Below are 20,778 nucleotides of genomic sequence, written 5' to 3' on the forward strand. Positions count from 1 at the left end.
TCGTTAAAAGTAATACAATTTATTGATTTATAATTTTGTTTCTCTATTTAGCTCATCTACTAATGATTGTTGATTTGCCCATTTCAATTTCACATGACTATTGATTCGAATGAGTTCAGGGTTTCGAAGGATGTAATCTTTTATTTGGTGAAAATATATAGGTTTGGTTTTTACATTAAGATTTTTATAAAGTTCATTGAACAAATCTAAATCTGGTTGTTCATCTAATGTTAACCTCCAAGAAGGATAACAAAATGAAGGAGGGAGTTTTACTATATTGACCCGGAATAAATGAGGGTTATTTGTAAAATAAAATGGAAGGTATTCTGTATAGGTTAAGGTTTTCGGGGTTTGTAGCAATCGTTCGATTGCTTCTAATGTGAAAATATCGCCTGCTGTTCCGACAGGTAACGTACTTAGCTGTGCTTGTGTATAATCTGCTCCACTTTTCAAATGTTGCTCTAGTAAATAATTATTGATTTCTGGTGATACAACTGGGCAATCTCCTGTAATCCGCATAACAATGTTTGCATTTTCTTGTTTTGCAGCTTGGAGTATGCGATCTGCGGTATTTTCTGGATCACCTCTGAAAATTTTAACCTTCCCACCTAGATCGAATTTTTCTAAAGGATCATCTTGTGCTACATCTGAAGTAGCAAGTATGACTTGGTGTCCCCCAGGAATAGCTAATGCATTTATAAGACAGCGTTCAATAGAAGGGATTCCATGTATTGGCAATATTGCTTTTAAAGGCAACCTAGTAGATTTTAATCGACAAAGTACAATAATTACTACTTTAGGAGGTTCAATAACCTCTTTCGTTAATGGAGTTCCTGCTTGCAAATTATATAAAGCTACTTGAGGTAATAATTCCTCAAACTGAAGCTGGTTCAGTGCATTTTCAACGATACCTAGTTCCATATCAACTTTATTAGCTGTAATGATTTCTCCTTTTTTTATATCAACTTTTGTTACTGCTCTTAACAACTTTTTGTTTCGCAATTCTAATAACACCCCTTTCATTTAATGTTTAGCAACTCTATAAAACGAAAGAACTTTTCTTACTGCTTTTATTACATCCCCTACATCAACTTTTGTCATTTTAGGAAATAGAGGAAGTGTAATAATTTCCTCATATAAATTTTCGGCTTGTGGACAAAGGCCTTTTCTATAACCCAAATTTTGATAAAACGGTTGTAAATGTACTGGTATATAGTGCACATTCACACCAATATTTTCTTTTTGTAATGCCTCATAAATTTCTTTTCGATTACCCTTTAATAATTTAGTATTTAACCGAATGATATAAAGGTGCCAACTTGAGTGGGTTTGGGGCAATTGCTTTGGTATGATGATTTCAGGTAAACTATTAAATTCTTTATTATAAATGTCTACATATTTCTTTCTAATCTTAATAAAAGAATCTAATTTACTTAACTGTGATAAGCCAAGAGCAGCCTGTATATCAGTCATCCTGTAGTTGTAACCCAAAAATTGCATTTCATAATACCAAGGCCCATGATTATCAAGAAGTTTTTGAGGATTCCTTTCAATTCCATGTGTACGAAATTGAACAAGCTTTTCATAAAGCAAAGTATTATTTGTAGTAATTACTCCACCCTCTCCTGTTGTAATATGTTTCACAGGATGAAAGCTAAACATTGTCATATCACCAATTGAACCAATCTTTTGGTTTTTATAAGTGGCTCCTAATGCATGTGCTGCATCTTCAATGATAATCAAGTTATTCTCATTTGCTATTTTTTTTATTTTATCTAATTCTACAGGCTGCCCAGTAAAGTGTACGGGAATAATAGCCTTTGTTTTGTTTGTAATCTTTTCCTCTATAGACTTAGTACTGATATTGTATGTTTCATAGTCTATATCAGCGAAAACTGGCTTTCCACCCTGGTATAAAATACAATTTGCACTTGCTACAAATGTCATTGAGGTTGTAATTACTTCGTCTCCCTCTGTGATTCCAGCTGCATAGCAGGCAGCATGCAAAGCAGCTGTACCACTTGAAAAAGAAACAGCGTATTTTGCCCCGACGTATTTTGCTATAGCCTCCTCAAACTGTTGAATCGTTGGTCCTGTCGTTAAAAAGTCTCCTTTTAATATATCTATAACTGCCTGAATATCATGGTCATCAATTTGTTGTTGACCATAAGGCAAATATGTTCCTCTAACAGGATTTCCCCCATGTATACCGAGAATTTCCTTGGCCATTATTCTTTCTCCTTAGGGTTAATTTTTAAAGATTTAATCCACTCTTCTGTTTTAATAACTCCATCTTCTAAAGAAACTTTCGGTTCCCAATTTAATATTGTTTTTGCTTTTTCATAGTTACATAATAATTTTTGAATTTCACTTTGTGGATGGATATGAGTTACATGTTGAATACTTACTTTATTTCCCGAAATCAATTCTGCTAATTTATTAATTGATATATCTTGTCCTGTTCCTGCGTTGATAATATGACCATTTGCTTTAGAAGAATAGCCTGCTTTTACAACGAAATCTGCACAATCTTCAACGTATAAAAGGTCTCTCGTTTGTTTCCCATCTCCATAAATATTTACTGGTATTTTATCTAATTTATTATTTATAAAAATGGCAACAACCCCACCTTCACCTCCAGTTTTCTGGAATGGCCCGTACGTATTAAATGGACGAATTACCACAACTGGAAGCTTATAAGCATAATAGTAAGATAGAACCATATTTTCAGCAGCTATTTTTGATCCAGCATATGGAGAAGCTGGTTTAATGGGGTCTAATTCTGATATTCCTTGTGTATTAGTAGCTTTATCATATACCATACAAGTACTCATAAAGACCATTTTGACATTATGCTTATGACATTGTTCTAACAAATTAAAAGTACCTATTGTATCATTTTCAAAAGTCGTTCTAGCATCATCTATACTATCTTGAACATTAATACTTGCTGCTAAATGATAACAAAGGTCAAATGAATGATTTTTAAATAATTGGTCAACCAATTTTTTATCTTTAATATCTCCTTGTATACATTGCTTCAAGTTTAAATCATGAACGAACTCGATAATATTTGCTGTAGTTGAATTCGCTAAATTGTCTAATATCCATACTTCATGCTTATCTTGCAATAATCGCTTTACAACCCACCTACCAATAAATCCTGCACCACCAGTTACTAATATTTTCATAATTTCTCCCCTCCTGCTAGTAGTTGCTGGTTTATAATCAAATTTCTAAGCTCTTCTTTTGAAATCGCATCTTGATGATCAGAGCGATAAAATCCTGGCTTCGCTCTATTGGCATTTTCATATTGAGCACCCTTTTTTAGTGGACTTGGTATGATAAACATATCCGGTAATTCAAAAGCCTGTAAAGATTCATCATGTGTCATAAGTTCTTCATACATTTTTTCACCAGGTTTTAATCCAATTTCTTCAATCTTAATACTATCCTTGGACAAACTATACAACTTTGTAACTTCTTCTATCATCACTTCACTTAAATCTTTTAATGAAATAACTGGCATTTTCAATATGAAGGTTTCACCGCCCTTTGCTATTTTCATTGCTTCAATGGTTAACATCGTTGCTTGTTTCAGTGTCATCATAAATCTGCTCATACTAAGATCAGTTACAGTTATTTTGTGATTTTCTTTAATTTGATTTTCAAATAAGGGAATAACAGAACCTCTCGATCCCATAACATTTCCGAAACGTACACTTGCAAATATTGTTTCACTAGATCCTTTTGAATATTCCGCTGATGTTATCAATCTTTCAGCTGTTAGTTTTGTTGCACCGTAATTATTTGTTGGTGAAATTGCTTTATCAGAGCTTGTGAAAATCACCTTTTTTACTTTCTGGGCAATTGCTGCTTTTATTACATTTTGTGTTCCAAAAATGTTGGTCAATACCGCTTCAAACGGATTATATTCACAAAATGAAACATGCTTCATCGCCGCAACATGGAACACATAATCAATATTTTCCATTGCGCTATATAGGCGATCATAATTTCGAATATCCCCAATTAAATAGCGAATATTTTGATTTTTACCCCTAAACTCTTCTTGTAATAAAAATTGATTATATTCACTTCTACTAAAAATTCTTATAACTTTTGGCTTTCCCTCTAAAACATTAGAAAGAATGCTTTTTCCAATTGTTCCTGTTCCACCAATAATTAAAACGTTTTTATTTTTAAAAAACATAGATATGAATACCTCCTCTTTTTAAAATACTGTTTATCCTTGTGCGCTTTGAATTAAGCCTTGCAACCTTTTGGTGCTTACTTCTTGTGGATAATTTTCACTAATAAATTGTTGTCTTAATTCTTTTGCTAGACTAGACTGCAAAGAATCGTTTAGGACTTTTTCAATTGTGCTCACCATATCTTCAATAGAGTGATTTACAAGCCAATCTAATTTATCATAATATTTATAATCTCTATCCTCTAATAACGATTTATAAACAACTACAGGTATATCTAATAACATTGCCTCTAACCCTACTGTTGAATTGGAAATAACCACTAGATTCGCATGCAAAATTACATCGTACATGTTCACTTCATTTGTTATATATTTAACATTAGGATATACGTTACTTAACCGAACATATTCTCCCACTAGGTTACGCCCTTTTTCCCAAGGATGAGGCTTTATAATAACTGTGATATTTTTGTCTTTCACTAATTTTTCTGTCAATTCGATATAAAATGAAGTTTTAAATGGCTGGGTTGCAATAAAAACCACTTTTGTAGAGGGGTCTATTTTTAATTGTTTAAAAAGATTCTTTTTATCCATATATACCCTATCGAAGATATCATCATATCTGGGATGCCCTATAATCTCAATTTGAGATTCACTGACCCCTTTTTGAAGGTACCAATCTCGTTCATATCTTCCATATACAACCTGTTTTGTAGCGAAAACTGGAAAGTATGCTTCTTCACCCATTATCGCACCATGCTGAAGACAATAACTCGGTATCCCTTCACTTTTAGATAGAAAAGTAAGAGCTCTGCTTGCTATATCCTCCGTTGTGCCAACAATCACACCAGAAATAACTTGTTCTTTAAAAATGAAATATGCCATATTAAGTTTCTCAATCATAATAGGTAGGTCGCTGAGTAATTTTTTTTGAAAAAACATGTTTGAAAATAGTGGATGTTTATTAAACTTTGAATAGATTTTTTTAGCCTTTTCGATGAAAACATGTGCAGTATTAGGGGCTTTATTTATATAATCTGGTGTACAAATTGTAGGAAGACCATAAAGTTCTGTCTTTTTTGATCTAGTTAATATCTTTGTATGATTTGGATTAAAGTGAGTAAAATTACTTACTGAAAAACGGAGATAATCTGAATTTAGGAGAATCACTCCATTTTGATTTATTCTTTTTATCTTTGATTGAAATGAAGACATTCTTTTTTCAAACTCTAACTGCAACTGTGTTTCCTCTATAGGTTCAATTGACAGTTGTTTATAAAAATCTTTTTCTTTCATTTTATTTTTTACATCTTCGTCCAAATATTGATAGAAATTACTCAGTAATGGTAAAGCAACATTATAATGCTTTAATTCTGAAAAAATATTTATATATTCTAGATTTAATAACCAATAATTTTTCAAATAGATATCACTCAACATTTCACCCTCTTTTTTTTCTTAAGTCTTCTCTTAATTCTTTACATGTTCTTTGTGGTGGTAATAATTGTACAAATTCATTTTTTTCTTCCGCAAATAACTGCGCATGTATTGAATGTGAAGTAATATAATTGATATCTAAAATTTCATCTAAAGGATGAAAATCCCAATAATGATTTAATCTCCAAAAAAAGCGTGCATCTCCAATACGATAAAACTGAGGATCTTCATCCCAGTAAGAACTCCACCTTTTTTCAAGAATCGGCAAAACAGATGCTCTATGCATTATAGAACAATGATCAATTGCGCATGGTGCATTATTAGTAATTTTTTTTGCAGGCCTTTCAACAGTTTTGATAGGTAAATCTGACTCATCTAGATGAATCGTTTTTGATGCAGAATAAATAATTTGAACATCTTTATTCTCATCAAGATAACTAGACATCATTTTAAGTCGCTCTTTTTCGTATTGATTATCATCTGTAATATAAGTAATATACTCCCCTTTTGCATGTTTAAGTGCCTCGTTAATTAAAGCAGCATATCTGACTTTTTTTGTTCGTTCAGAAATATGGGCTACATTACTTTTATAAAAGTGTACATTTTTCTTGTTTATGAATGGTTGAATCACTTTCTGAGTCATTTCGTTAGAATCATCATCCATAATAAAAAGTTCAAAATCTTGGAAAGTTTGGTTTAATACACTTAATATCGATTTTTCTACAAATGTGGGCTTATTATAACTCGTCATAATAACTGTAATTTTAGGCAAATTTCACTCTCCTCCTTATCATTAAATAGACAACAGTTACGTTATTATATAAAGAGAAAGGACGAACCGTTCCGATAATTTTAAAAAAGATTTATATATGTAATAAAATGATAAAGTAGCTATTTTATTTGTCCATACATCTTTTTTATAATCCGCTATAGTCTATACCTTATCTATGAACAAGTAATAAACTATTTAAGTACAAAAAATAAAATATCAATAGATAGAAATAACTAACTCCAAAGATTCAATTAATATCCACCTGAAAATATTAAGCTATTCAAAATTCTCACAAGAGGTGACCACTTTGAAACCCCTGATTTCAATTATCCTCACTAGCTATAATAAACCTTCTTTAATTAATCAAGTTATTGAAAGTGTTCAGATGCAAACTTTTAAAGAATGGGAACTTTTTATTATGGATGATAACTCTTGTCCAGATACTATAAATATCATAAAAAAATATTTAGATGACCCTCGAATTTATTATAAGAATAGTTTTATACAAAGTAATGAAAGGTATAAAACCACAAGATATGCAACGCTCATTAATGAGGCGCTTCCATTAACATGCGGAGATTATATTTGCTATTTAACCGATGATACTATGTACGTTCCAAATAGATTAGCTGAAATGTTATCTTTCTTACAAAAAAGTCCTGAAATAGATGTGGTGTATTCTTCTCAGCACGTAAAATGTGTTGATTATAATCTACAACCTACTCATGAATATGTAAGGAAAGCCTCGGAAATTTTATATACAGCTGCAAATGTTGTGGATCACTGTTCAGTTATGCATACAAGAAGAATCTTATTAAAGGTTTATCAAAAATACAGTAATTATTGGGAGACCGATCCACTATATTGGTTTAACGGAGATGCTATGTTTTGGAAACGTCTAAATACATTCCAACCTTTCTATCCTATTAACAAAGTGCTCGATATTACTTTCAAAACACCTTTTTCCTTCCAAAATCTATATGCCAATATACCATCTAAAGATTTAAATGGTATATTGCTTAGAAGTTCACTAGGTGACGTATTTTTAGTTGATAATTATAAACGTAGGCCCCTATCAAAAGAAATGCTTTCTTACTTCAAGTATAATGAAAATCAAATCGTTCTAATTCCCGAACCATTTATTTACAAATACACAGAAGGTCCCCCTATAACTCTTACAGAACTAATTCCAAATTTACGTGTTGTAAAAAATGAAAAAGGAGAACTATTTTATATAGAGAATAATCAGAAACGTCCATTTATTAACACTACAGCATTTCGCAAATTTAAATTCTCAGTTCAAGAAATTATTAAAGTTTCGCAACGTAGTTTAGATGAATTTTCAGATGGACCACCTATTCATCCGAATTTATCTAATTACACGATTCTACCTGAAGGGAAAGTATTTATCTATCATCATAATTATTTCATTATGACAGATCACATGCTTCACCCAATAGATAAAAACATGTTACAAAAACTGTATCTGTTAAAGAACTGTATACCAATTTCAAAAACCAGCTTATCCTATTTTAAAATTGGTCCTCCTATTTCATCATATCCATCTCACTTAGCTGAAGAGTACCAAAAAGACTAACAAACGAGATTGTGCCAAGAAGGACTATCCCCATGTCCATCAACTTAAGACAAGTAAATACCCCAAAACAAAAAAATGAGCTGTTTTCTCAAAATATCTACCTGTAGAGAAAGAAATTTTTCATTTAGGGGGTACTTCAAAACCTTAGCTTGCTAGTAGGGGTCACCATCTATCAATATTAGTAATGCAGATAACATCATCCTATCGAATAGATAGTGAAGTAACAGTTTATGTATGTCGAACAATTAAGATGGCTTCCTGCCATCTCTTGTCCGAAGCCAATTCATCTCCCACCTACTCACTTCGCGTTCCTAGAGGAAGGAGTCTTCTTGGCTAAAATGATAAAACTTATTGAGACTATTAGAAAAGAGTTGAGTACTTTTTGTATTAAGTACTCAACTCTTTTCTATTTCAGTATTTTTATTTTTTATTTTTTATTTATATAAGCATTTTTGTAGGTATATACACCACCGAATTGATGCTTTTTAATTCCTTTTACATACTCCTTTTGCACATACGCTAAACCAGTATGATAAAGCGGAGCAACAGCAGAATCTTCTAACAATACTCTCTCTGCTTCTCGTAAATAATCCCCTCTTTTCTGTTGATCTAATACAACGTCATGTTTAGCTTTACTTATAAGATTATCAAAACTAGAATTTGAATACTCCATTTTATTATTTGGATTATCTGTCGTAAATAATTCTAAATAGCTAATAGGATCTTTATAATCAGGTCCCCAACCTGCCATAGATATATCATACTGTCCTGTTTGTTCAAGTTGCAGTTTTTGTTTAGATGGTTGCTGCTTAATCTGTATCGTTAATCCTTGTAAATGTTTTTCAAGTTCTCCTTTTATATATTCTGCGATATGTTTTGCATTGTCTTGTTCAAATGTTAAAAATTCAAGTGTGACACTTTCTGTATTAAGTTCTTTTTTTTGCAACTTCCCAAGTTTGTTTCGCCTTTTGTAAATCATACACAGCAAGAGAACCATTTTCCTGACGAAAATCTTTTCCATTTGTTTCATCCTTATATCCTATTGGTATAAGACCTTCTGCGGGTGTAGCACCATTATTGATAAAGTGATCCACAATTCCCTCTTTATTTAGTGCTAAAGAAATAGATTGTCTGGTTTTTTTATTTGCTAACGCAGTATTCTTTTCATTAAAACGTAACATAGCTATCCCAGAATCTTTTTTCATATGTAATTCCTTTTTGCCCTTGTATTTATCTACGAATTTTGCACTAACAGGAGCACGATCAATACTACCCGATTCATATAAATTTATGGCCGTCATTGAATCTTTTACAATATGAAAATTTATAGCCTCTAGCTTCACTTGTTCCTTATCCCAATATGTATTATTTTTCTTCAATTGAAACTCTTGTTCATGCTGCCATTTTTCTAACACAAATGCTCCATTATATATAAGATGATTTGGTTCTAAACCATAACTAGTTCCTTTTTCTTTCACAGACGATTCATCCTGTGGTAAATAAATAGGCAGTGCTAATAATTGCAATAAATATGGAACAGGCTGTTCTAATTCTACTTCTAGCGTATGATTATCTAATGCCTTTACTCCTAACTGATCAGCAGCCACTATACCTTCATTAATTTCTTTTGCGTTTTTTATATAAATTAGTAAGTATGCATATTGAGATGCTGTTTCAGGACTTAATGTCCGTCTCCAAGCAAAAGTAAAGTCATGTGCTGTTACCATTTGACCATTTAGCATCTTTACGCAAATGGAATGTATATCTTTTCCCATCTTCACTTCTCTCAAATGACTTTGCTACACCAGGAATAGGCCTATCTTGATTATCCAGTACATATAATCCTTCAAATATATTTTGCATCACATGTGATGATGTACCATCCATGGCTTTTGCCGTATCTAGAGAAGGCATTTCTTCAGATATTGTTAAATTTAATACTTGTTTTTGATTCTCATTGACAGTTTTATTAGATTTACTACTACAAGCCGATAAAATTGAGGACGTGATAAGTGCAAATACTAATAAACCAATCTTTTTCTGTTTCATAAATTTCTCTCCATAAATCCTTTTAATTTTATAAATTGATATATATTATAGCGAAAATATTCACTCCTTTAAAATACTGATTATTCCGAAAACTATCATCATGTGTTACCTATACAAGGGCTACTTTCAATTTGTAGTGTACATAACTAAAAATAGCTTTTTTAAAAGATAATTTTTCTATCTTTCTCATCGGTTCTAATATAAATAGTAAAAAAGCACTTTTTCAAGTGCCCTTCCTTTTCTTTTTTTAAGATAGAAAATCTTTCCATTCCGAAAAATAGGAAAGCAAAAGCGGTTCGTTTTTCAACATTAGCAGCGATATGTAAGACTTTGGATTGTCAGTCTGTCGATATTTTGGAGTACAAAAGTGACGAAGACACTTAATAAAAACAGACAAAAACTTTCTTCAACCCACGGGATTAGATAGTGAAATTAAGATGAAGGGATAGCGATTAAGCTATCCCTCCTCTGCGTTTATTATTGTTACTTAATTAGAGAATCCCATTGATATTACTGCCCTCTTTTTATTACTGATTTCTTTTAGAGTATTTCAAAGGATTTTATTTCTCTCTCATTTGATTCTTCTGACATTTTTTGAACTTCTTGTTTTACCTGTTTTTCTTGTATTGATACCTGATTATTATCAGATGTCATTTTGTATCCAAAATAAATTATAAAAAACAACAAAATAATTATCCAAATACATATAAACACTTTATAAGAATTTTTCACTTTATATACCTCAATCACTCTATTTAAATCCATTTCGAGATTAATTTTTTAATGCTGTTATAATTACCGATCTCTTCATTTATTTCGATACACTCATATGCAAAAGAAGCTGTGCAGCAATTAGACTGAACCTTAAATATGTACTAAATTGTGTAGGAAAGGAAGTACATTTTATATAATCTCATTACCTAAAAACCCCTAAATAGTTGGTATTCTTCTTCTTTTAAGACAGAAAGGATTTTTAATATAATGTATGAAGTTCTAACTCAGACTTCTTACTACACACACTCTTACGCACATAGAAATAACGTTTCTAGTATATGATTTGTAACAAAATATAAACAACAAGAAAACAAAATGAAACAAAAGTTACATAAAGTAATACTTTCGTAACATAAATGTAACATATAAATTTTTAACATACAATAGTTTTTTACAGTTTTTTTATTTACTACTATTCTTAAAACTAAGTTGGTTTGTGAGCTTTCTTTTCAACCTCTCATATTTGCAACATTGTCTTCTTCATATGTCATTTATTACATAATTCCTCTAGAAATATATGTATCCTATGCTCTCTTATAGTATCTATGCACTACAACTCAATAAATAAGCACACCCTCTTCAATAGTAATCTCAAGATTCGTTCCGCTTTCATTTTCGTGCACTCTACTTTCGCACAAAAGAGAATTGACAAATAAATAAGTGCTAATATAAGAAATATATATAATGCCATACTTCATCATTATTGCATGCTTGTTTCTTTCATCTTTCACAACAAATTCTATATCATAATAGGTGCACTTCTTCTCTTCATGAAGTTTTTGATGTACCATTATGACTCTCTCAATTCTGTCAAAACAGTCACTTCTTTTTTTATTTTTTCTTTCTCAAATAGTTCTGATTTTCCCATTGATTCTTTTAGTTTCTGGTGCAAAAATAAAGTAAAAGAGAATAAAGCATATATATTCCTAACGGAATCGTATCTTATGCTACAAGTCCAAACAATTGATGGACGAATTCGTTTGTCCAATTCCGGGCCATACTGATGAACCCAACGCATAATCGTGGTATGAGAAATAGATAAGCCCCGTTCTTTCATCATTTCCACCAAATCACGAAAACTGAGATTATACCGTAGGTACCATCTTACCGTTAACAAAATTATATCAAGCTGATAATGCTTCCATTTGAACAAATTTTACTTTTTCATACTGATCACACACCTTTTCTAGAGTAGTAATATCAGTATGTCCAAGTCTTATAGATTTTTTGCACCAGAACCAGTCAACTCGTTCCTAATCCACCAAGTGAAAATACTGGAATCCCTATAGAAAGTATTGCTTTGAAAAACTCCCACTTGTAGTACCAAATAATCTCTAAAACATCCTTAAAACTTGTTGGCCCACACACATTCCCCTCACCCCTTATCATCCCTTAACAACAAACAAGACGCCACCAAGATAACGGCAGCGCCTACGATAATTGCTATTAGTTTAATCACTACTTCACGTAGGATTTCTGAGAACGAATAACCATACGCAAAACCTACAATACGAATTCCTGGAGTGCATCTATGTTCTAAATCTTCATTGTATGTTTTCTTATAATACGCTAGTTTAGAATCAATGTTATGTTTGTCATTAATAATTACTTCATCGCTAGGAAATCCATCCATTTCAATTTGAACAGCTACATACTCTGCTCCTTCATTTACAGCTTCATTAAAACACTTTTCTAATTCCTCTAATGTTACACCCATCATTAACCTCCTATTTAAATGTCCATTTTTCTCAATAAAAAAGAGCATCCACGTCAGTAGATGCTAAAATATGAGAAGGGGATTTCCCCAATGAGCATTGAATAGGATATAAGCGGTTAGCTTGTCCTACACTATACTATATGATTTCTATATTAAAATGGTTCATCAAAAAGACACCTTATACAGGTGCCCTTTCATGAACATAGAGGTAACACTAAAACGCAGCAATAAATTTGATATCGTGGTCAATATCATTCTATGCTCGATATTCCCTAATATGCTTAATGGTTAATGTGTAATTTCTATATAACAAAGAAAAAAGCACCCGTTTTGGATGCTTTTTTTGTATTTAATCCTTCTTCTCTTTTACCACTAAAGAGAATACATTGTCCAAATTAACCATACGATCTCCAAATCTGAAGAATCTAGCTTCTCTTGCTTGTATAGAATTTTCTATAGCAGCAACTGTTACTGTCTTTTTATGCTCAATTTCAAATTCGTGTTGTTTACCATCGACTGCTTCTATGCTTATTATAAATTTTTTCATTTACTTATTCCCCACCTCTCCCAATCTATCTATTCGACAGAAAAGAAGAATATCCTACAAAACAAAAAGCCATCACCGAAGTGACAGCTCCTGAAGGGGAAGAGAGAGAACAAATGGCAATAAGTATCTCTTCAAGCCTCTGGTATTCTAGATACTCTCAGGCTTCTCCAAATCACCGCATCAACTAATATTGCTACACGCCCTGTGTCGGTGACTGGGAGAAGACTAAGACTCTTCTCGTTTATACTCCGTAGAGTCGGCTACTTAATGTCATTTTCACCAATATCGAATTATAAAGGATTTATATCAAGACGCATATGTTTCTTCCTACGCCTTGTTTGAACCAACACATAAGACTGAGGGGAAGGTTTAGCTGTATTGGCTCAAACAAAGAGCGGAAGCTCTCTGCATAGCGAAAATTCGTGAGTAATCGCTATAAGTGTAATGCCCTGTCAAAATTGATGAAGAAGCCCTTTATTCTTGTTTTTCTTTTTAAAAACGCGATGTTCATCCAATCAAGAACAACCACCCCATTTCCATTTTCAAGAACGACATTAACAAAGAATAGAAAGGTATTATGTTCACCATCAACCCAGAGGACATGGCGGTCTCTGAGCTGAACACTAAGCATAATAGAAACAGCATGACGAATGCGAGTAATTTGCACCCACCACACTGGAATATGTCATTGTTATTATTCATTGGTCTTTTCGTCTTAACGCGGGTTCGTACCGCCTTTCCCGCCCTACTATGCGGTATACGTTACCGTGACATTCTCGCATCAGAACGTTTCACTTATAGGTGTACTAATCCTCTTCGATATGCGGTTTTCAAAGGGCTTGTACATTAAGAATACCGTTGATTTCATTATCAAAATCCCCCCCTATTTAGTCCCTATTTTTGTCGGCATTTTGTCGAAGTTTTGAAAAATATAAATATTCCAATTAATTATACTTTTCCTTTTTTTAACAAAATTTGTACCCAGTTCAGGTATTATCATCATATAATTAAACTATTATAATTTTATACAAGTGAGGATGGTTAGACATGACAGTAAAGCAAGAAAAAGTAACAAGGCGCGTAGTTTGTAGGAAATGTAAATCAGATCAAATAGTCGGTAATAAGCGTGGTTATAATTTCAAAAGGACATTTTTAATTCTGTTTCTTCTGTTAGTTACACTTATTACTATTTTTATAGTTTCTAATTCTGTTCATGATATAAATTCTCGAAAATCTCCACTTCATGATATTGATAAATTCGCTGCTGCTCTTATTATGTTACTAGGGCCACCGATAACTTTATTCAGTGGATTTGTTGGTAGAAAAAATATTGTTAATGGTTGCATGAATTGCGGACATACATGGATGCCTAAAAAATAAAACACAAAAAGCCAAATGGATAGTTAATTAAAAACTGTCAATTTGGCTTTTTTGTATTATTAAATCATCCCTAAAGATGTAGCAATCAATCGAATTGCGTTTTTCTTTTTATAATAGAAGTGATCTTTCTTCATTGATAACTCAGTGTAAATAAAGCTGTCTTTCGGTTTATCAGCATTTAAGTACTTTCTCTTGATGATTTCTGCCTCGTCATAGTCTAAAACGTACTGTAAAGCCTTATCGATCTGCTTGAACTTGATATTGCTAACATGTCTAGTATTCCTTATCTCAGGAAACAGACTAATTCCCTCCTGCATTTGCTCCACTTCATTCTCAAAACGTGCTTTTAAGGCGCGATACTCTTTTAGAATGCTGATAACTTCCTTTTGCACCTTCCTCTCCATTTCTTTGTCCATTACTGGTAAGAACGTTAATTGCTCCATCTGTAATCCCCCTATTTCTGAATTTGTTTTTTTAACATCACATAAGGTACGTGAAATTTTACTATCTAATTGTTGAATAAGGGAACGATGACTACAATACAGCCCCCACCACACTGTTAGTCATTGTTCCGTTATCCATTAAGCCTTTAATAACTTTCGTTTCTTGGTACTCATCTTCTCTTTCGCTGCTTCTATATTATTAACAACCCTTGCATTGTCCTGATCTAACTTAATCATCCGGTCTAACACCCCTGGAATCAATCCTGATTCATCGATGTATTGTAAGTAATCAACTGGTGCTCGTTCCGTCTGATCTACCAGGTATCCATAAATATTAAAGTCTGCTCTCGGTATAGACTTCTTTCCCTTCGGTTGATGAGACATCTTTATATAAGATTGGATCACTGATGACGGTACAAGAAATATCGCTTGATCTTTACTAAACTCTATAAGGAAGAAACAAACCGCTCCCATCTTCTCTGCTTTCTCCAAGTAATCTAATTGATGCTGTGCAATGTTACTTAAATCAAATCGTGTAAGATTCTGCGTTGACTTTACTTCAAATGCTACTGCTCGTCCTTTATAAACGCCGTCATAGTCTACTGTACTTTTAGCTTCATAGAATCCATTTAATACACGGCCACCTTTACTTTTTAACACCTTTACAGGAGTTGGACGCTTGTTTATAAGCGCCACTCCCCCTCTTTGATACATTTCATTTGATAGATTGATAAGCATTTCAAATGCCATCCCACGGTTTCCTTGTCCCATTATTATTCCTCGCTTTCTATTAGTTGCGATAGGTAAGACTTTGAAGTTATCTCCATCTTTTCCCCCGCTTAGCCCTGTACGTGCGACTTTCATCGCATACAGCGCCCCATCTTATCCTTTTATACTAAAGTAACTAGATTACAAGCTTTACGGAGTTTGTTTATTTTCTTCAATTGTTTATCGTTCAATTGAAGAATTCTCATATATGTTCTAATCGTCTCGTCATTTGTAGCGTGAATCAATCTGTGGACAAATTCATGTACAATAATCAGGTTATTAAACTCGTCAGTTCCTCCCATACCTTTCGGTATTTTATGGTGACAGTGCACATCTTCAGCTATTAAGAAGATTCCGATGACAGCGCATTTACCATTTTGCATGGAATACCTGGATATTCTGTTATCTGTATACTCCATGCTTTGTCCTTTATTGGAGGATAGCAACATCTTTTGCATTTCATTGGCAATGTTACCTTTTAGGCTTTTGATGAGTTTTTGTCTTCCTTGCTTAGTATAATTGCATATGTCTTGACTAAAACTTTGAGGGAATCGTGTTTGTATGTCCGCTAGTGGATATACATGATTGCCTGCTATTTCAAAGGTTCTATAATTGTTCCTATGAGTTCTTTTGTATAATGCATTCGCATTGGTAGGAACCTTATATTTCCCTATTGATTTTAGACGATTAAACAAAGTTTTCGAGAGACGAAAGGCTATTTCAGCAAAGTCTATAGTTACATGTGTTGCAATTTTGTAATAATTTTTTATACCAAGCACATAAGAGTTATAGTCCTGTACTGTTTTCCCTGATGGGCTTTTTTGAATTGCTTTAATCCTTGTCTTTGCTTTTTCAAGGATATCCTTTTTCTTTTTCTCGCTTACATGTGTGTTTGCCACATATCTTTCGCGCTTTTTAACAGATTTGATAGAGAACCCCAGAAAATCGGAAGATTTTCTTTTTAGGTTAGTTATAGTCGATTTTTCATTAGATATATTAAGGTTTAATTGATTTTTAAGATAACCTTCTACTGCATGGAATATTTTGATTGCAGATTGATGATTGTTAGTAAATATTTTAAAATCATCTGCGTATCTAACGATATGCATTTTCTTCAATTTTGTTTTTATCAGCAATGGATTTTTGGTTGCTGTTGTGTATGGTCTTCTTGTTTTAATATTCTCCCATTGCCTAGATATCCACCAATCCAAATCGTTTAATACAACATTACTAAGTAATGGGCTTAGGATTCCTCCTTGCGGAGTTCCTTTTGTAGGAATACCTTTTCCTTTGATTGGTGCTTTTAACATTTTAGAGATAATTGTCAGCACCCTTTTATCAGTTATGCCTATGTTGTATAGTTGTTTTAATAACTTGGAATGGTTCACATTGTCAAAGAAACCTTGTATATCAATGTCTACTACGTGACTAAATCTTCCTCTGTTTATCAGATATTGACACCTAGCCATTGCATGGTGTGTTGACCTGTTAGGTCTGAATCCATATGAATGCTTGTGGAATTTTGCCTCGCATATTGGTTCTAGAACCTGTTTGAACATTTGTTGAATCAATCTATCTCTCATTGTAGGGATTCCTAATGGGCGTTTCTTCCCATTAGGTTTAGGTATTTCTACCCTACGTACCGTATTTGGTTTGTAATTTGTGAGAGTTTTTCTAATATCGTCAACGAAGGAATTTACATCTTCCATTTTATAATGGTCGATTGTGATACCATCTGTTCCTTCAGTTTTAGAACCACTGTTAGCCTTTATACTTCTATATGCCAATAGAATATTTTCTTTTGATATGATGTATTTATATAGATTTACACCTTTAGTAGCGTTATTTTCACTACGTTGGTATAAATCATCGAACACTTTTTGTATATCGTAATATTCTGCATGTCGTAATGTTGTACTCACCGATGTATTATTTCCCCTTTCTTACGAAAAGTCCCATCATCTTACTCGATCCTGTGAGTTACATCTAGTTAATTTAGTTTTCAAAGAACAAGACTAGGGACTATCCCTCCACATTCGTTACATGCTTCGTCGGTACTTTGTCCCCACCTTCACAAGAATGAAGCAATTTCGGTTCGTTAGAACCTTATATGCATCTGTCCGCTAGTAGGCGTTGGTGACAGTTTCTTGCTTACCACGTTCCGATTGACTTAGCTATACATATATCCTTAGGTGCTTGCTTTAAGCCTGTTATCTTTACACCCTCATCGTTAGATGTTCCGAATTTCGTATCCTTTACTCTTACTTTTCGGTAGATAACGTCATCATTGACGACATACAAATTTCTATTGTATTAATAATTTAGACCCGTACATTCGCAAGTTCGCCAGTCCGTTATTTTAGACATTCTCACCATAGATATTTTGTAGCATCCCGACCTATCCATTACCATATGATTTCTCACTTAGGTTTTGTTCAGCCGACTTCACCTAGCTTCATACAATTTGTGACTACTATCACGCCTTGCATGTAGGAGTATTAGATAAGTAGTTTCAGCTCAACCTGACGGCTTTCATTCCTACTTTCAGTCAAACAGTTGTTGTTATCAAATTAATAACCCTCCTACTTCGTGTTTGCACACTTATGAGGAAACGTGTCGCGCAAATAACTATTTTGTTAAGTTTCTACAAAATGGTAATTAATATATAATTAAACTATTCAAATCTTAGGTGGTGATACTCATGACTGATACAATCCGAATTATTCTTTTCACTCTTTTAGGAATCAGTGCCGTATTCTCTGTAATTAAAGAATTTCAAAAACCAGAAAAAAGAAAATTTTGGATTACATTCGAAACTTTAATTCTAATCGGGGCAGCCTGGATGTTAATAGGACTTCTCATGTAACCTACATAATTAGTAAATCCCCTGAATAAAACTCAATATTCCGTCAATAATGTATATGACATTAGATTTTCTCCTTGTTCCCCCTTGGAGATGAGCAGTTAATTTTTGCTAACTGCTCTTTTATTTATGACAAAGATAAGATTCTTTAGAATGATTCTTCTTTATTTCTCAATATAAAGAGCCTAGGATTTTCATTAACAATCCTGTAGTATATGAACAAAGAGTAAGGTAAGAGTTACTCTTTGCCATTTTAGAAAAGGTTCTGTTGAAGACAACAGGGCCTTTTTTGCTCGAATTTCAATAAAACCATTCTTAAATTCTGTCTCATTGGAAATAACTATATAATGAAACTGATTAAATATTAGGAGTGCTGTTAATGTCTGATATAATCCGTCTCTTAATTATCATGATAATTGCAATCTTTTTATTTTCTTCCATAATAATGGAATTTAAAAAACCTCAAAAAAGCATGTTTTGGTTCTCAATTGAAGTCTTGTCTCTCCTCGGTGTTTTACTGCTAATAAAGGAATTTTTCGTCAATCAAATAACATAATCCCCTGAATAAAACTCAATATCCCGTCAATAATGTATATGACATTAGATTTTCTCCTTGTTCCCCCTTGGAGAACCGAGCAGTTAGCTTTTGCTAGCTGCTTTTTGTTTGTAAAAAATGAACTCAATTGACTGCACACGCATATAATATTCTGTGTTCCTTTCTCTATAAATTGAAATAGTCGTTACAAATGGATGATCTCGTCACGAGTGCATTTTATTAAGTGCTCTTTTTGTGTTCTAAATCAATACAAAATGAAATTTTTACCATGAAGGTAATTGTTAAATTTTTTACGCTTATACATTATAATGGAATAGTTATTGTATATTGGCATCGAGAGGAGCGTCCTGATTAAGCGCTTCTCTTTTTTTTATAAAATAGCGTTTCTGTTCAAAATGATGCCCTATTAATTTGGACACATTTACCAGTATTTTCACCAAAAAATTCATGATATGGTTAATTAGTCGAGTACGTCATTACTTGACGATTACCCTTAGGAGCCCCCAGACAAACGGGGCTTCTTTTATTTAAATAACGATTTTGTTCACTTTTATAGCTTGCTATTCCTCATAGTTGTGTTTTTCTTCTAGGACTTTTATAAAGTTAAAGTGTCCATCGAGATAACAATTATTGATATAACCCCCAAAATATATTTCATTAACTTCGCTTAAAGTAAAATATTCATTTTTTCATTCACCCAAGTTCATAACATATTCTTTTCCTCTGGTAAAATAATGATTAGGTGCCCCATGCGCATTTTATCCACTGGAAATAACACCTTTTACGTACTTAACTATTAGAAACTTCATTTCTGCTACTTCTGCAATAGCAATTTTGTTCACTTTTTCGATACATTTATGAAACATTCATATGTTATCTTCAGTATGTTCTATTCTTTTTATAAAACCGTGTGAGATATACCAAAATAAGAAGCCCTAGAGCCCTAACTCTAGGGCTTCTTGTTTTAAATAAGGATTTTGTTTAGTTTTTAACTTCCAAAAAATGATTTTCAAAGAATGTATTATCTGCTCCTTCATAACAATGTCTAATAATATGAAGCTCATCAAAATCGTTAGTAGCTCGTAATACTTTAACTGGTGTCCACGGGTCTTCTAAAGTTGTTGTATGATGTCGTGCTTTATACAAAGTCCCACTTGTAAAAACTTTCTTACCAGAATACTTACCGTATTTTTCGTGTGTGTTCATGACTACATCTTTGATACAAATTACTCTCATCTCGCCTTCTCCTTTTCTAAGAGTTTATTTAGTCCCTCTGGACTAATAAGTACTTCTGTTGATGCTTCTAAACAGCTAGATAACTGAGTTAAAGAAGTCGTAGCGACATTTTGGCTCATCCATACACATAAAGCGACTAAATCTTTTGCCTGGTACTTACTGGTTCGTTGCACAAAACCAACATCTCTAGCAAGATCTCGTAAGAGATTTGGGGATAAAAAGCTTTGAATTTCTTGAGCAAATAGTTGTAATTCATCAGATACAGAAACAGACATACCAAACGCCATCCTTTCCTATGATTCTACAGAAAGAATAGCGCATTTTTTCATTTTAGGGGGTATTTTGTTTTGTTAGCTTGATAGCGATGGGGTAGCACCATCAAAACGCGAATTTCGTACGCTAAGCAAAAGTTTATACAAAAAAGCC

The 20,778-nt window shown here is 32.9% G+C and carries 18 protein-coding genes and 5 pseudogenes; 4 read left to right on the forward strand and 19 right to left on the reverse strand.

Annotated features, from left to right (window positions below):
• Positions 1–27 precede the first annotated feature (27 nt).
• The 6 genes from QCI77_RS29540 to QCI77_RS29565 are packed head-to-tail and all read right to left on the reverse strand — an operon-like array spanning position 28 to position 6,422.
• The gene (locus tag QCI77_RS29540; protein ID WP_341308287.1) at positions 28–1,023 is read right to left on the reverse strand and encodes a cytidylyltransferase domain-containing protein; all 996 of its coding nucleotides are present in this window, start codon (positions 1,021–1,023) and stop codon (positions 28–30) included.
• Positions 1,024–2,229, reverse strand: coding sequence for a UDP-4-amino-4,6-dideoxy-N-acetyl-beta-L-altrosamine transaminase (gene pseC / locus QCI77_RS29545; RefSeq protein WP_353826007.1), 1,206 nt, complete (start codon positions 2,227–2,229; stop codon positions 1,024–1,026).
• The gene (locus tag QCI77_RS29550; RefSeq protein ID WP_016127793.1) at positions 2,229–3,191 is read right to left on the reverse strand and encodes a dTDP-glucose 4,6-dehydratase; all 963 of its coding nucleotides are present in this window, start codon (positions 3,189–3,191) and stop codon (positions 2,229–2,231) included. Before QCI77_RS29550 ends, pseC begins: the two co-directional genes overlap by 1 nt.
• On the reverse strand, positions 3,188–4,213 hold the full coding sequence (locus QCI77_RS29555; protein ID WP_002191469.1) for an SDR family NAD(P)-dependent oxidoreductase: 1,026 nt from the start codon (positions 4,211–4,213) through the stop codon (positions 3,188–3,190). Before QCI77_RS29555 ends, QCI77_RS29550 begins: the two co-directional genes overlap by 4 nt.
• Before the next feature lie 33 nt (positions 4,214–4,246).
• Entirely contained in the window at positions 4,247–5,650 is a 1,404-nt protein-coding gene (locus tag QCI77_RS29560) for a CDP-glycerol glycerophosphotransferase family protein (protein WP_353826047.1), read from the reverse strand.
• 4 nt (positions 5,651–5,654) lie between these two features.
• Positions 5,655–6,422, reverse strand: coding sequence for a glycosyltransferase family 2 protein (locus QCI77_RS29565; RefSeq protein WP_353826008.1), 768 nt, complete (start codon positions 6,420–6,422; stop codon positions 5,655–5,657).
• A gap of 307 nt (positions 6,423–6,729) precedes the next feature.
• On the opposite strand from QCI77_RS29565, the gene QCI77_RS29570 reads away from it, so the two are divergent.
• Complete coding sequence (locus tag QCI77_RS29570) at positions 6,730–8,019, forward strand: glycosyltransferase family 2 protein (RefSeq protein WP_353826009.1); 1,290 nt, start codon at positions 6,730–6,732, stop codon at positions 8,017–8,019.
• 427 nt (positions 8,020–8,446) lie between these two features.
• Here the strand turns inward: QCI77_RS29570 and QCI77_RS29575 are convergent.
• Positions 8,447–10,068: pseudogene (locus QCI77_RS29575) on the reverse strand (peptide ABC transporter substrate-binding protein).
• Positions 10,069–10,326: 258 nt separating this feature from the next.
• Between QCI77_RS29575 and QCI77_RS29580 the strand changes: the two are divergent.
• Positions 10,327–10,452 (forward strand): annotated as a pseudogene (locus tag QCI77_RS29580) (helix-turn-helix domain-containing protein); the annotation flags it as partial.
• Positions 10,453–10,608: 156 nt separating this feature from the next.
• On the opposite strand, the gene QCI77_RS29585 reads toward QCI77_RS29580, so the two are convergent.
• From QCI77_RS29585 to QCI77_RS29615, 7 genes and pseudogenes are all read right to left on the reverse strand, one after another.
• Positions 10,609–10,833: a hypothetical protein gene (locus QCI77_RS29585; protein ID WP_353826010.1), complete on the reverse strand. Its 225-nt coding sequence runs from the start codon at positions 10,831–10,833 to the stop codon at positions 10,609–10,611.
• Positions 10,834–11,399: 566 nt separating this feature from the next.
• Positions 11,400–11,633, reverse strand: a complete 234-nt coding sequence (locus QCI77_RS29590; protein ID WP_353826011.1) for a hypothetical protein — start codon at positions 11,631–11,633, stop codon at positions 11,400–11,402.
• 179 nt (positions 11,634–11,812) lie between these two features.
• Positions 11,813–11,995: pseudogene (locus QCI77_RS29595) on the reverse strand (IS6 family transposase); the annotation flags it as partial.
• A gap of 89 nt (positions 11,996–12,084) precedes the next feature.
• Positions 12,085–12,210: a hypothetical protein gene (locus QCI77_RS29600; protein ID WP_353826012.1), complete on the reverse strand. Its 126-nt coding sequence runs from the start codon at positions 12,208–12,210 to the stop codon at positions 12,085–12,087.
• 91 nt (positions 12,211–12,301) lie between these two features.
• Positions 12,302–12,559, reverse strand: a pseudogene (locus QCI77_RS29605) (hypothetical protein); the annotation flags it as partial.
• Between the two features lie 349 nt (positions 12,560–12,908).
• Positions 12,909–13,106, reverse strand: a complete 198-nt coding sequence (locus QCI77_RS29610; RefSeq protein WP_016119215.1) for a hypothetical protein — start codon at positions 13,104–13,106, stop codon at positions 12,909–12,911.
• Between the two features lie 433 nt (positions 13,107–13,539).
• Complete coding sequence (locus QCI77_RS29615) at positions 13,540–13,782, reverse strand: hypothetical protein (protein WP_353826013.1); 243 nt, start codon at positions 13,780–13,782, stop codon at positions 13,540–13,542.
• 371 nt (positions 13,783–14,153) lie between these two features.
• Between QCI77_RS29615 and QCI77_RS29620 the strand changes: the two genes are divergently transcribed.
• The gene (locus QCI77_RS29620; protein WP_353826014.1) at positions 14,154–14,486 is read left to right on the forward strand and encodes a hypothetical protein; all 333 of its coding nucleotides are present in this window, start codon (positions 14,154–14,156) and stop codon (positions 14,484–14,486) included.
• Positions 14,487–14,545: 59 nt separating this feature from the next.
• On the opposite strand, the gene QCI77_RS29625 is transcribed toward QCI77_RS29620, so the two are convergent.
• The 3 genes from QCI77_RS29625 to ltrA all read right to left on the reverse strand — a co-directional run bounded on the left by QCI77_RS29625 (position 14,546) and on the right by ltrA (position 17,619).
• On the reverse strand, positions 14,546–14,929 hold the full coding sequence (locus tag QCI77_RS29625) for an ArpU family phage packaging/lysis transcriptional regulator (RefSeq protein ID WP_353826015.1): 384 nt from the start codon (positions 14,927–14,929) through the stop codon (positions 14,546–14,548).
• Between the two features lie 138 nt (positions 14,930–15,067).
• Entirely contained in the window at positions 15,068–15,700 is a 633-nt protein-coding gene (locus QCI77_RS29630; RefSeq protein ID WP_353826048.1) for a Holliday junction resolvase RecU, read from the reverse strand.
• Positions 15,701–15,819: 119 nt separating this feature from the next.
• Positions 15,820–17,619 carry a group II intron reverse transcriptase/maturase gene (gene ltrA, locus QCI77_RS29635; RefSeq protein ID WP_193653901.1) on the reverse strand — a complete coding sequence of 600 codons (1,800 nt, stop codon included), beginning with the start codon at positions 17,617–17,619 and terminating at the stop codon, positions 15,820–15,822.
• Positions 17,620–18,398: 779 nt separating this feature from the next.
• Here ltrA and QCI77_RS29640 point away from each other — a divergent pair.
• Positions 18,399–18,563, forward strand: coding sequence for a hypothetical protein (locus tag QCI77_RS29640; protein WP_353826016.1), 165 nt, complete (start codon positions 18,399–18,401; stop codon positions 18,561–18,563).
• Positions 18,564–20,097: 1,534 nt separating this feature from the next.
• Here QCI77_RS29640 and QCI77_RS29645 read toward each other — a convergent pair.
• A complete protein-coding gene (locus QCI77_RS29645) occupies positions 20,098–20,352 on the reverse strand; it encodes a hypothetical protein (RefSeq protein WP_353826017.1) in 255 nt (84 codons plus the stop codon).
• A 23-nt stretch (positions 20,353–20,375) separates the two neighbouring features.
• Positions 20,376–20,627 (reverse strand): annotated as a pseudogene (locus QCI77_RS29650) (IS4 family transposase); the annotation flags it as partial.
• Positions 20,628–20,778 lie beyond the last annotated feature (151 nt).

It is taken from the genome of Bacillus cereus group sp. MG9 (assembly GCF_040459995.1).
In the GTDB taxonomy this organism is placed as follows: Bacteria; Bacillota; Bacilli; order Bacillales; family Bacillaceae_G; genus Bacillus_A; species Bacillus_A mycoides.